The sequence below is a fragment of the Streptomyces aurantiacus genome (assembly GCF_027107535.1).
Taxonomy (GTDB): domain Bacteria; phylum Actinomycetota; class Actinomycetes; order Streptomycetales; family Streptomycetaceae; genus Streptomyces.
The window spans coordinates 6746858-6758767 of sequence record NZ_CP114283.1 but is presented as its reverse complement, the minus strand read 5'-3'; the positions used below and the strand labels follow the sequence as shown (position 1 = coordinate 6758767).

The window sequence follows — 11910 nt, the reverse complement described above, 5'->3', positions numbered from 1 at the left end:
AAGGGGCGGATCCGCCGTGTCCTCGTTCGGGTCCTCGGCCGGCGGCACGGTCCGGGGCCTGTTCGGTCACGTATCGGAGAAGGGGAGCGGTCCCCGGCCGCGGCCCGGGAAGTGTGGGGGCATGGCTGGACGCGGGGGACGCGCGGGATGTCTGATCAACGGTTGTCTGGGTGTGCTGATGCTCGCGCTCGTGATCGTCGTGGGTGTGATGGTGGCCGTCTGGAACACCGGCAGGGAGACCCGGGCCGAGGCGCGGGACCAGGTCACCGGGGCCGCCGAGGGCGCGCGGGACCGCCTGGCGAAGGCCGCTGTCGACGGCGTGCTGCTGGACACGGAGATCCAGCGGGCGGTGGTGGACATCGAGAAGTCGAAGGAGTCGATCGAGCGGCGTGGCGGGCGGGTGACGATCACGACCCGGTTCGTCGGCGTGGTGCCCGGAATGCTGATCGGCGGGGCCCATGACGAAGGCTGCTACCGCTTCGAGGTCGTCCCGGCCGCGTCCCCGCCGCAGGTCGACGTACGTGAACTGCCGTACGAGGCATGTTCGTTCCCGCCGGGAAAGCCCTCCCCCCTGAGGGCTGCGGACGTGGCCGACGACATCGTCGTCGAGTTGCGCACGGCCCTGGCCGACGGCGGGGCCGAGCGCGTTCGGACGGCCGAGGTCTGGAAGACCCGGGGCGTCGAGGTCCAGGAGACCGAGACCAGCAGCGGTCAGCACGTCGCCCACGTCTGGCTGCGCGAAGGCACAGGGCCGGGCGGCCGGGACTGCTACGAGTTCCGGGCGAGGGAGGAGTCCGGCACGGTCGACGTCAAGAAGCTGAAGCCGGACGGCTGTCACCGCCTGGAGCGTGAGCGTTACGCGCTGGAGGAGAAGGCTCGTCGGGCCGAACTCGACAAGAGCGCCCGGAAGATCGAGCGCCAACTGGAGAAGGCGGCGGCAGACGGCCGGCTGACCGACGCGGAGCTGCCGCGGGCTCTCTCCCTCCCTGCGAAAGACGACATGAGCGGTGAGTGGGTCACCGGCCCGGACGTCGCGCCCGAGAAGGTGGAGCGCTCGTCCACCGCCGCGGTCGTCGTCGCACGGGTGACCGCACCGAACGCCTTGTGGTGCTACGAGTTCCGTGCCCATCTCCCCACAGGGGCTGTCACCCGCCACTACCTCAGTGACGGCTGCCCGTTCCAGCCGCAGTAGCTCCAGCTCCAGCTCCAGCGGTAGCGACAGCGACAGCGACATCGGCAGCGACATCGGCAGTGGTGACGACGAAGGCCCCGGCCCGAGGGGGCCGGGGCCAACGCGCAGTACCTCGCGGGCAGTTCAGCGATGCTCGGCGAGTTCGGGCCGGGACGCCGGAGCCTCCTCGCTCAGGCCGAACCGGTCGTGCGTCCGCCGCAGCCGTCCGGGTGCCCACCACGCGCGCCGCCCCAGCAGCGCCATGGTCGCCGGGACCAGCAGCATCCGTACCACCGTCGCGTCGATCAGCACGGCGAGGGTCAGCCCGAGGCCGATCTGCAGGATGGGTGCGAAGCCGCCCGTCATGAAGGCCCCGAAGACGACCGCGAGCAGCAGCGCCGCGCAGCTCACGACCCGCCCGGAGCGGCGCAGGCCGGTGACGACCGCGTCCTGGGCGTCGCCGGTCCGCAGCCACGTCTCGCGCATCCGCGCGAGGATGAACAACTCGTAGTCCATGGCGAGCCCGAAGGCGATGGCGATGATCAGCGGGGGCGCCGTCAGGCTCAGCGCGCCGAGTTCCTGGGACCCCAGCAGTCCGGCCAGGTGCCCGTCCTGGAAGACCCAGACCACCACACCGAGCGCGGCACCCAGGCTGAGCAGGGTGGTGACGATGGTGCGCAGCGGGATCAGCACCGAGCCGGTGAAGGCGAACAGCAGGAGGAAGATGCCGGCGAGCACGGTGACGGCGGCCCAGGGCGCCCGGTCGCCGAGCATCGCCCGGAAGTCGACGAGGCGGGCCGCGACACCGGTGACCTGGACGGGCTCGTCGCCGCGTGCCTCCCGTACGCGCTGGACCAGTTCGGTCGCCGCGCTGCCGTCCGCGCTGCCGCCCGGCTGCATGCTCAGCACGGTCGTGCCGCCGGGCAGAGCACGGGACTCGGTGCCCGGCGAGAGAGCCCGGATCCGGTCGGCCGTCGCGGGATCGGTCCCCGGCCGCAGGACCACGGTGACCGGGGAGACCCCGGTGCCGGGCGGGAAATGGGCGTCCACGGTGTCGTACAGCCGGCGTGCCTCCGTGCTCGACGGCAACTGCTGGGCGTCCCCGATGTTGATCCGCATACCGGTGACGGGCAGCGCGAGGACGAGCAGGGCGAGCACGGACGTGACCGTCACGGCGACCGGACGGTGGGCGGCGAACCGGGCCAGCCGGGCGAAGACACGGCCCTCCTCGCCGTCCGGCCCGGTGCGCGCCGGGGCGATCCTCCCGCCGAACCGGGCGAGCAGCGCGGGCAGCAGGGTGATCGCGGCCAGCATGTCGACGACCACCACGGCGGCCACGGCCAGGCCCATGCTGCGCAGGAACGTACTGGGGAACACCAGCAGCCCCGTGAGGCTGATGGCCACCGTCAGACCCGAGAACAGGACGGTGCGCCCGGCGCGGGCCACCGTGCGGTGCACGGCCTCCACCACGTCGTCGGTGTGCCGGCGTTCCTCACGGAAGCGGACCACCATCAACAGCGCGTAGTCCACGGCGAGTCCGAGCCCGAGCATGGTGGTCACCTGGATCGCGTACACGGAGATGTCGGTGAACCGGCTGAAGCCGAACAGGGCCAGGAACGCGCCCGCGATCCCGCTGACCGCGACGAGCAGCGGCAGTCCGGCGGCGCGCAGCCCGCCGAAGATGACGAGGAGCAGTACGAGGACGACGGGCAGCGAGATGATCTCCGCGCGTGCCACGTCCGCCTGGGCCCGCTCGCCGAGCTGCTGCCCCAGCAACGGGCCGCCGCTGACGTGGACTTCGGGTGCCCTGATCTCGTGGATGCGCTCGTCGGCGGAGTCCAGGACCTTCTCCTCGGCCTCGTCGTCGAGGCCGCCCTTCAGCGTCACCGGGACGACCAGGGCCCGGCCGTCCTCCGCGAGGAGACCGGGCGTCGTGTACGGGTCCGGGACGGCCGCGACGCCGGCGATGTCCCTCAGGTCGGCGACGGCGGCCTCCACCTGGGAGCGCAGCCCGGCGCCGGACACGGTGGTGCCGCCGATCACCGCGGTGATCGACTCGCCGACCGGGTCGATGCCGTCGAGGTACTCGGCGGCCCGGTCCGACTCGGTGCCCGGCACGTCCGGCACGGAGTCGCTGAGCCGGGCGAAGACGCCCGTCCCGAGCCCGAAGCCGAGCAGCAGGAACAGCAGCCAGAGGCCGATCACGGTCAACGGGCGGCGGGTCGACGCCCTGGCGATCCTGGTGAGCACGGGGTGCCTCCCGGCGGGTTGGCGGTTGTGGGGTCGGCCCCCAGAGTCGCGCTGCCGCGGGTGGGTCCGGATCGCCGGGGGGAGGGGTTTCGGCGCATCCCTCGCTCGGGTGAGGGGGAGGTGCGGCTCCGTCGCGTGGGGGATGTGCCCGAGGGCGGGTGGGGGCTGGTCGCGCGGTTCCCCGCGCCCCTGGAGGGCGCGGGGCCGGGCCGCTGGAGGACGGGTTTCGTCCTGTCCCTCATCGACCGATCCCCCTCGGGCCCGCGCCCCCGCGACCGGCCCGGAAGGTCAGGCGGAACCCGGGGTCACCAGCCCCGTCTCGTACGCGCGGATGACGGCCTGCACACGGTCCCGCAGGCCCAGCTTGCCGAGCACGTTGCTCACATGGGTCTTCACCGTGTGCTCGCTGACGAACAGCGTCGTCGCGATCTCCGAGTTGGACAGGCCCCGGGCCAGCAGCCGGAGGGTCTCCTCCTCGCGAGCCGTGAGGGCGTCGAGCCGTGTCGTGGAGGGCGGTGGCTGCGCGGACTGCGCCCGTCGCCGCTGGACGATGTCGGCGACCAGCCGCCGCGTCACCGAGGGCGCGAGCAGCGAGTCGCCGGCCGCGACCACGCGCACCGCGTGCACCAGGTCGTCCCTGCGCACGTCCTTGAGCAGGAACCCGCTCGCGCCCGCGTACAGCGCCTCGTACACGTACTCGTCCAGGTCGAACGTCGTCAGCATGACGACCCGGCAGGCGGACTGCGAGCACACCAGTCCGGCCGCCTCCAGGCCGTCCATCCTGGGCATGCGGATGTCGAGCAGCAGCACGTCGGGCGTGTGACGCCGCACGGCGGCGACCGCCTCGACGCCGTCCCCCGCCTCCGCGACGACCTCGATGTCCGGCTGAGCCTCCAGGATCATGCTGAAGCCACTGCGCACCAGTTCCTGGTCGTCGGCGACCACCACCCGGATGCTCATCCCGTGGCCGCCTGCCGGCCGGCGGCCACGGGGAGGCGTACGACGACACGGAAGCCGCCGTCGCGACCGGGCCCGGTGCGGGCGGTGCCCCCGCAGGCGGCGGCCCGCTCGCGGATACCGATCAGCCCGTGGCCGCCACCGCCCCCGCCCTCGCCGCCGTCGGGCTCTCCACCCCTGCCGCCGCCCCCGGCCGTGTCCGTGGGGCCCTGCCCGTCGTCCGTCACCGTGAGCGTCAACTCGTCCTCCGTCCAGTCGAGTCCGACCTGCGCGCTGGAAGCGTACGCGTGCTTCACGGTGTTGGTCAGGGCCTCCTGGACCACCCGGTACACGGCGACTTCGGTGTCCCGGTGCAGGGGGCGCGGCTCCCCGGCGCACCGGAGTGCGACCCGCAGGCCCGTCGTGTCCCCGACCTGCCGGACCAGACCGGCGAGGGCCGCGACGCCCGGCTGCGGCAACCGGGCCGAACCGCCGTCCACCGGCTCGTCCTTGAGAACACCGAGGATCCGCCGCAACTGTGTCATCGCGTCACGTCCGGCACCGGCGATGGCGTCGAACGCGCCCTCGGCACGCTCGGGATCGCTGCGCACGACCACGGGTCCGGCCTCGGCCTGCACCACCATCAGGCTGACCGCGTGGGCGAGGATGTCGTGCATGTCCCGGGCGATCCTGGCCCGTTCCTGCGCGACGGCCCGCGCGGTGTCGGCGGCCCGCTCGCGCTCCAGCCGGCGTGCCCGGTCCTCCAGCGCCGCGGTGTAGGCCCGCTGGAGGCGGCTGAGCATCCCGAATCCGTACGCGCTGACGAAGCTCAGCAACTGGAAGGCGTACTCGAAGGGCTGGGCGTTCTCCTTGTGCATCATGGTCATCGAGGCGCCGACCAGCCAGCCCGTCAGCATGAAGCGCCGCTGCCACGGCGGTGCGAGCGCGGCCAGCGTGTAGAGCACCACCATCCCGCCGTACGCGATGTCCGGCGGCGGAGCGTGGTACACCGCCATGGCCGGGGTGAACACCGAGACGGCGCAGGCGGCCGGGAAGGGCGCCCGGCGACGCCACACCAGCGGCACCGCCGTGCCGACGCCGAGCAGGAATCCCTGCCAGGTCAGCCGGTCGTCGCCCTCGTCGGGAAACATCCACTGCAGCGACGCGGCGAAGAGCACCAGGGCGGCGAGCGCCGCGTCGACGACGTACGGGTTCGCCGAGCGCACGCGGGTGAGGGCGGGAGTGATCCAGGACGGGGCGGGCATGAGCGGCTCCTCGGGGCAAGGGCCGTCCCAGTATCCGGTTGCCGGCAGGCCGGGGCCTCACCGGTGAGAGGGATATCCGAGGGCCGGTCCGTGGGGGACACCGGTGGCCCGGAGCGTCACGACGGCTGCGGCTGCCATCCGAGTGCCCGGGAGATCCCGCGCGCGGCGAGCCGGACCGCGGGGATCAACGCCGGTGTCTGCGCGTCGCGTTCGGGCACCACCACCGAGACGGCCGCGGTCACCGAGCCGTCCGCCCCGCGCACGGGTGCGGCCACCGACAGTGCGTCCTCGGTGACCTGACGACTGCTCACCGCCACGCCGGAGCGCCGGACTTCGGCCAGGACCCGACGGAGCGTGGCCGGGTCCGTGATGGTGTGCGGAGTGAAGCCCGCGAGGGGCCCGCCGCAGTACGCCTCCTGGAACGCCCACTCGCAGTGGGCGAGCAGCGCGAGTCCCACGCCGGTCGCGTGCAGCGGCCAGCGCGCGCCCACCTGGATCTTCACACCGACGGCCGAACGGCCGGAGATCCACTCGATGTAGACGACCTCGGTGCCGTCACGGACGGCCAGCTGCACGTTCTCGTGGGTGGCTTCGTAGAGGTCCTCCAGATACGGCAGCGCGATCTGCCGCAGCGCGAGGCCCCGCGGGGAGAGCGCCGCGATCTCCCACAGCCGCAGGCCCACGTGGTAGATCCCGGTCGTGTCGCGCTCCAGGGCGCCCCAGTCGCTGAGCGCGCCCACGAGCCGGTGCGCGGTGGTGAGCGAGAGCCCGGCGCGGCGGCTGATGTCCGTGAGGGAGAGTGCCGGGTGGTCGTGGTCGAAGGCGGCGAGCACGGCCAGGAGGCGGCCGGGCGCGGACGGCGCGGTCATGAGCCGGGCGGGGTCATGAGTCGAGTTCGGTCTCGGCGACCCGCTGCAGCAGCGAGTGCAACATGTCCCGCTCGGCGGGGCCGAGGGGCCGGAGCAGGTCGTTCGTCACGCGCAGCCCCGCCTCGTCGGTGTCGCGCAGGAACGCGCGGCCGTCCTCGGTCAGCACCACGGTGCGGCTGCGGCGGTCGTCGGGGGAGGGGCGGCGCTCGGCGAACCCGAGCTTCTCCAGGTCGTCGACCAGGCCGACGATCGCGCTCGGGTCGTAACCGAGCCGCGAGCTCAGCTCCCGCTGGAGCGCGCCCTCGGAGGTGGCGAGGAAGCGCAGCAGGGCGTAGTGCCGCAGCCGCAGGCCCGATTCCTGGAGGAACGTGTTGAACAGCTGCCCGGAGCGCAGGCCGAGCCGGTACAGCAGGTAGCCGGTGTCCGCGTGCAGTGCGCGCATCCACGGCTCCTGGTCGTCGATGGAGGCGGCGGGGCCCACGGCGTGGTCTGGGGCGTGCGGCTGGCGGGCGATGGCGGGCTCCCTGGTCCTGGCCCCGGGAGGGGGCGGTGCTGCGTGCTTCCTCGGACATCCTCCGTACGGCATGGCGCCCGTACGGGACCAGCATGGCGCACAGATCGAACAGCAACAACTATTGACGTCAACAATTATTGTCCTTAGCTTCGATCTCGTAGCCGCAGCTCGGCTCTGGCAGCCGCGCCGACCCAAGCGTTGAAGGGACCCCCTCGTGCCCAGCATCGATCTCACCGGCAAGGTCGCCGTCGTCACGGGCTCCGGCCGTGGCCTCGGCCTGGCCTACGCGCACGCCCTCGCCGCCGCAGGCGCCTCCGTGGTCGTCAACGACGTCGACGAGGCCGTGGCCGAGCAGGCCGTCAAGGCGATCACCGAGGCGGGCGGCACCGCCGTGGCCGAGGTGGTCGCGGTCGGTACCACCGAGGCCGCGGACCGGCTGGTGGGCCGCGCGGTGGAGGAGTTCGGCCGCCTCGACGTCCTGGTCACCAACGCGGGCATCCTCCGCGACAAGGTCCTGTGGAAGATGACCGACGAGGACTTCGACGCGGTGATCACCACGCACCTCAAGGGCACCTTCACCTGCGCCCGCGCCGCCGCCGTACGCATGCGAGAACAGGGCGAGGGCGGCACGCTGGTCCTGGTCGGCTCGCCGGCCGGGCAGCGCGGCAACTTCGGCCAGACGAACTACGCCGCCGCCAAGGCCGGCATCGCCGCCATGGCCCGCACGTGGTCGATGGAACTGGGCCGCGCGGGCATCACCGTCAACGCGATCGTGCCGGTCGCCGCGACCGCGATGACCGAGACCATCCCGGCCTTCGCGCCCTACATCGAGGCCATGCGCGGTGGCGAGCCGCTGCCGGACTTCCTCCGCAAGGGCGAGGGCTTCGGCTCTCCCGAGGACTGCGCCGCGCTGGTCCCGTTCCTGGCCTCCGAGGCCGCCCGCGGGGTGAGCGGCCAGGCCATCGGCATCGGCGGCGACAAGGTGACCCTGTGGTCGCACCCCCAGGAGATCAGGGCGGCGTACGCTGACGGTGGCTGGACCCCCGACGCCCTCGCCGACGTCTGGCCCACCTCGCTGGGCGCCGAGCCGCAGACCGTCGGCATCCCCGCGCCGAAGTTCCCGGAGGCGTGAACCATGGCGAACCTCAATGTCGAGGAACTCGTCGCGATCGACGTCCACACCCATGCCGAGGTCTCCTCCAAGGGCGCCTCCTCCCTGGACGACGACCTGCACGAGGCCTCCAGTGCCTACTTCAAGGTCGAGGGCAAGCGCAAGCCGACCCTTGAGGAGACGGCCGCCTACTACCGTGAGCGGAAGATGGCCGCCGTGATCTTCACGGTCGACGCCGAGTCCGCGACCGGCACCGAGCCCGTCCCGAACGAGGAGGTCGCCGAGGCGGCCGCCGCCAACCCGGACGTACTGATCCCCTTCGCGTCCATCGACCCCTTCCGGGGCAGGGCGGGTGTCAAGCGCGCCCGCCGCCTGGTCGAGGAGTACGGGGTGAAGGGCTTCAAGTTCCACCCCAGCATCCAGGGCTTCTTCCCCAACGACAGGTCGGTCGCGTACGACCTGTACGAGGTGATCGAGGAGACCGGCACCATCGCCCTCTTCCACACCGGTCAGACGGGCATCGGGGCGGGCGTCCCCGGCGGCGGTGGGATCAGGCTGAAGTACTCCAACCCGCTGCACGTGGACGACGTCGCCGCGGACTTCCCGCACCTCAAGATCATCCTGGCGCACCCGTCCTTCCCCTGGCAGGACGAGGCCCTCGCGGTCGCCACCCACAAGCCGGGCGTCCACATCGACCTGTCCGGCTGGTCGCCGAAGTACTTCCCGCCGCAGCTCGTGCAGTACGCCAACACCCTGCTCAAGGACAAGGTGCTGTTCGGCTCCGACTACCCGGTCCTCACCCCGGACCGCTGGCTCGCCGACTTCGCGAAACTCCCCATCAAGGACGAGGTCCGGCCGAAGATCCTCAAGGAGAACGCGGCCCGGCTGCTCGGGCTCACCAAGGCATAGGGGCACCCCATGTGCAACGAAGGACAGGGGCACGGACATGCGCAATGAGGGACTGGGGTCGTGGCCGGCCCGCCGGGCCCGCAAGACCCCGCACCGCACCGCCCTGATCCACCACGACACGACGCTCACCTACGGCGGACTGTACGAGCGCACCACCCGGCTCGCCCACGCGCTGCGTACCTCCGGAGTGCGCCGCGGCGACCGGATCGCCTACCTCGGCACCAACCATCCCTCGTACCTGGAGACGCTGTTCGCGGCCGGCACCCTCGGCGCGGTCTTCGTCCCGCTCAACACCCGCCTGGCCGGGCCCGAGATCGCCTACCAGCTGGGCGACTCCGGCGCCAAGGCCCTCGTGTACGGGCCGTCGTTCGCGGGCCTCGTCGCGGGACTGCCGGGCGACAGCGATGTGCGTACGTACGTCGAAGTGGGCGCCGAGTACGACCGGTTGCTCGCCTCGGCCTCCGACGAGGCGATCGACGAGCCCGTCACCGCCGACGACACCTGCATCATCATGTACACCTCGGGGACCACGGGCCGCCCCAAGGGCGCCATGCTCACCCACGGCAACCTGACGTGGAACTCGGTCAACGTCCTGGTCGACCAGGACGTGATCGCCGACGAGCGCGCCCTGGTGTCCGCGCCGCTGTTCCACACGGCCGGGCTGAACATGCTCACCCTGCCGGTCCTCCTCAAGGGCGGCACCTGCGTCCTCGTCGAGGCCTTCGACCCGGCGGCCACCTTCGACCTGATCGAACGGCACCGGATCACCTTCATGTTCGGGGTGCCCACCATGTTCGAGCAGGTGGCCCGCCATCCGCGCTGGGCCGGCGCCGACCTGTCCTCCCTGCGGATGCTCAGCTGCGGCGGCTCGCCCGTGCCGACCCCGCTCATCGCCGCCTACCAGGAGCGGGGCCTCACCTTCCTCCAGGGCTACGGGATGACCGAGGCCTCGCCGGGGGTGCTCTTCCTGGACGCCGAGCACGCGGTCGGCAAGGCGGGGTCGGCGGGCGTGCCGCACTTCTTCAGCGACGTGCGCGTCGTACGGCCCGACCTCACCCCGGCCGACGTCGGCGAGACCGGCGAGGTCGTCGTACGAGGGCCCCACGTCATGCCCGGCTACTGGGGGCTCCCCGACGAGACCGCCGCCGTGTTCAGCGACGGCTGGTTCCGCAGCGGGGACGCCGCCAAGGTCGACGAGGACGGCTACGTCACCATCGTCGACCGCATCAAGGACATGATCATCTCGGGCGGAGAGAACATCTACCCCGCCGAGATCGAGGACCAGCTCCTCGCCCACCCCGACATCGTCGAGTGCGCGGTCATCGGTGTGCCCGACGAGAAGTGGGGAGAGGTGCCGCGCGCGGTCGTCGTACCGCGCGAGGACGTCGAACTCGACCCCGACGAGGTGCTCGCGTCCCTCGCCGGACGCCTCGCCAAGTACAAGATCCCCAAGTCGGTGGTGCTCGCGGAGGAACTGCCGCGCACCGCCTCCGGGAAGCTCCTCAAGGCCCGTGTCCGCAAGCGGTACGGCACCGACTCCTAGCTAGGGAAAGCCATATGAGCATCACCGTGAACGGCATCGACGAACTCAAGAAGCTCGCGGGCAGCGACCTCGGCACCAGTGAGTGGATCGACGTCACCCAGGAGCGCGTCAACACGTTCGCCGACGCCACGGGCGACCACCAGTGGATCCACGTGGACGAGGAGAAGGCCAAGGAGGGCCCGTTCGGCGCGCCCATCGCCCACGGCTATCTCACCCTCTCCCTCTTCATCCCGCTCTTCACCGAACTGCTGGACGTCCAGGGAGTCACCACGAAGGTCAACTACGGCCTGAACAAGGTGCGTTTCCCCTCGCCGGTGAAGGCCGGCTCCCGCATCCGCCTCGTCGCGAAGCTCACGGACGTCGAGGACGTACCGGGCGGCGTGCAGATCACGGTCGACGGCATGATCGAGATCGAGGGCGCGCCCAAGCCGGCGGCGGTACTGCAGAGCCTGTCCCGCTTCTACGCCTGATCCCTGACGGGCACCAGGTCGAGAAGCCGTTCCGCCGCCTCCCGCGCGAGCGGGGTCAGCCGGGTGTACACCGTCCGGAACGTCTTCTCGGCCCGCTCGGCCGGCCAGTCGTCCGGCAGGTGCTTGACCGGCAACCGCGGATCGCGCCGGACGACCTGCAGCCATTCCGTGGACAGGCGCAGCCGTAGCCCGAGAGCCTCGTCGGACTCGGGCTCCGTCGCCTCCCAGCGCTGCCAGCGGCCGGCGAACGTCTCGTAGCGCGTGGCCAGTTCGTCCAGCGACCAGGTCTCCTCGATCATCGCGCCGATGTCCATGCCCGCGTCCGCGTGGGCGCGGAAGATCTTCACATGGGCGGACAGGCCCAGCTCGGCGACGAGCCCGGACACGTCGGCCTCGCCGGGCGCGATCCACAGCCCGCCGAACAGCGGGCCGAAGCCGCTCCACGTCAACTGCGCGCGCAGATCGTGCCGTTGGCGCTGCCAGGACTCCGGCAGCGAGAAGCCGAGCAGCGTCCAGGTGCCGTCCCACCGGCGGTTGACGGCCCCCTCCTCCCAGATCCGGTGCTCACCGTCCCGCAGCACGGCCTCCGAACGCTCGGTCAGTCCGAAGTACATGCGGCGCCCCTCGCGCTGCCGCCGCAGCAGACCGCGGCCCACCATGCGCGTCAGCGTCGAGCGGGTCGCGTGCTCGCCGACACCCGCGCGCCCGAAGACGTCGATGACGCTTCCCGAGTACACGCAGACGTCCCGGCCGAGCACCTGGTCGCCCAGGAAGGACAGCATGAGGGACTGGGGCCGCAGCGCCTCGTCAGTGGTCACCCGGCTTACGGTACGCCCGTCGATCAGCTCGTGACCAGGTAGTACGGGCGTACC

General features: G+C 71.9%; 11 protein-coding genes. 5 read left to right on the top strand and 6 right to left on the bottom strand.

Annotated features, from left to right (window positions below):
- The first annotated feature begins 121 nt into the window (after positions 1 to 121).
- The gene (locus O1Q96_RS32115) at positions 122 to 1192 is read left to right on the top strand and encodes a hypothetical protein (protein WP_269251487.1); all 1071 of its coding nucleotides are present in this window, start codon (positions 122 to 124) and stop codon (positions 1190 to 1192) included.
- 123 nt (positions 1193 to 1315) lie between these two features.
- Here the strand turns inward: O1Q96_RS32115 and O1Q96_RS32110 are convergent, their stop codons facing one another.
- The 5 genes from O1Q96_RS32110 to O1Q96_RS32090 all read right to left on the bottom strand — a co-directional run bounded on the left by O1Q96_RS32110 (position 1316) and on the right by O1Q96_RS32090 (position 6933).
- Positions 1316 to 3421 carry an MMPL family transporter gene (locus O1Q96_RS32110; protein WP_269251486.1) on the bottom strand — a complete coding sequence of 702 codons (2106 nt, stop codon included), beginning with the start codon at positions 3419 to 3421 and terminating at the stop codon, positions 1316 to 1318.
- A gap of 288 nt (positions 3422 to 3709) precedes the next feature.
- Entirely contained in the window at positions 3710 to 4381 is a 672-nt protein-coding gene (locus O1Q96_RS32105) for a response regulator (RefSeq protein ID WP_269251485.1), read from the bottom strand.
- The gene (locus O1Q96_RS32100) at positions 4378 to 5622 is read right to left on the bottom strand and encodes a sensor histidine kinase (protein WP_269251484.1); all 1245 of its coding nucleotides are present in this window, start codon (positions 5620 to 5622) and stop codon (positions 4378 to 4380) included. Before O1Q96_RS32100 ends, O1Q96_RS32105 begins: the two co-directional genes overlap by 4 nt.
- Before the next feature lie 116 nt (positions 5623 to 5738).
- Positions 5739 to 6491, bottom strand: coding sequence for an IclR family transcriptional regulator (locus O1Q96_RS32095; protein ID WP_269251483.1), 753 nt, complete (start codon positions 6489 to 6491; stop codon positions 5739 to 5741).
- Between the two features lie 13 nt (positions 6492 to 6504).
- Positions 6505 to 6933, bottom strand: coding sequence for a MarR family winged helix-turn-helix transcriptional regulator (locus O1Q96_RS32090; protein WP_383203721.1), 429 nt, complete (start codon positions 6931 to 6933; stop codon positions 6505 to 6507).
- Between the two features lie 286 nt (positions 6934 to 7219).
- Here O1Q96_RS32090 and O1Q96_RS32085 point away from each other — a divergent pair, with 286 nt between their 5' ends.
- The 4 genes from O1Q96_RS32085 to O1Q96_RS32070 are packed head-to-tail and all read left to right on the top strand — an operon-like array spanning position 7220 to position 11038.
- A complete protein-coding gene (locus tag O1Q96_RS32085; RefSeq protein ID WP_269251481.1) occupies positions 7220 to 8137 on the top strand; it encodes an SDR family NAD(P)-dependent oxidoreductase in 918 nt (305 codons plus the stop codon).
- Positions 8138 to 8140: 3 nt separating this feature from the next.
- Positions 8141 to 9025, top strand: a complete 885-nt coding sequence (locus O1Q96_RS32080) for an amidohydrolase family protein (protein WP_269251480.1) — start codon at positions 8141 to 8143, stop codon at positions 9023 to 9025.
- A 37-nt stretch (positions 9026 to 9062) separates the two neighbouring features.
- On the top strand, positions 9063 to 10568 hold the full coding sequence (locus O1Q96_RS32075; protein ID WP_269251479.1) for an acyl-CoA synthetase: 1506 nt from the start codon (positions 9063 to 9065) through the stop codon (positions 10566 to 10568).
- Between the two features lie 14 nt (positions 10569 to 10582).
- The gene (locus tag O1Q96_RS32070) at positions 10583 to 11038 is read left to right on the top strand and encodes a MaoC family dehydratase (RefSeq protein ID WP_269251478.1); all 456 of its coding nucleotides are present in this window, start codon (positions 10583 to 10585) and stop codon (positions 11036 to 11038) included.
- On the opposite strand, the gene O1Q96_RS32065 is transcribed toward O1Q96_RS32070, so the two are convergent.
- Positions 11029 to 11856, bottom strand: a complete 828-nt coding sequence (locus O1Q96_RS32065; RefSeq protein WP_269251477.1) for a PaaX family transcriptional regulator — start codon at positions 11854 to 11856, stop codon at positions 11029 to 11031. The two genes, O1Q96_RS32070 and O1Q96_RS32065, sit on opposite strands and share 10 nt — an antisense overlap.
- Between the last annotated feature and the right edge of the window lie 54 nt (positions 11857 to 11910).

What these genes read in the sequence shown, in the direction of transcription:
- O1Q96_RS32115 (WP_269251487.1), top strand. Translation starts at nt 122, where the DNA reads ATGGCTGGACGCGGGGGACGCGCGGGATGTCTGATCAACGGTTGTCTG.
- O1Q96_RS32105 (WP_269251485.1), bottom strand. Translation starts at nt 4,381, where the DNA reads ATGAGCATCCGGGTGGTGGTCGCCGACGACCAGGAACTGGTGCGCAGT.
- O1Q96_RS32100 (WP_269251484.1), bottom strand. Translation starts at nt 5,622, where the DNA reads ATGCCCGCCCCGTCCTGGATCACTCCCGCCCTCACCCGCGTGCGCTCG.
- O1Q96_RS32095 (WP_269251483.1), bottom strand. Translation starts at nt 6,491, where the DNA reads ATGACCGCGCCGTCCGCGCCCGGCCGCCTCCTGGCCGTGCTCGCCGCC.
- O1Q96_RS32090 (WP_383203721.1), bottom strand. Translation starts at nt 6,933, where the DNA reads ATGCGCGCACTGCACGCGGACACCGGCTACCTGCTGTACCGGCTCGGC.
- O1Q96_RS32080 (WP_269251480.1), top strand. Translation starts at nt 8,141, where the DNA reads ATGGCGAACCTCAATGTCGAGGAACTCGTCGCGATCGACGTCCACACC.
- O1Q96_RS32075 (WP_269251479.1), top strand. Translation starts at nt 9,063, where the DNA reads ATGCGCAATGAGGGACTGGGGTCGTGGCCGGCCCGCCGGGCCCGCAAG.
- O1Q96_RS32070 (WP_269251478.1), top strand. Translation starts at nt 10,583, where the DNA reads ATGAGCATCACCGTGAACGGCATCGACGAACTCAAGAAGCTCGCGGGC.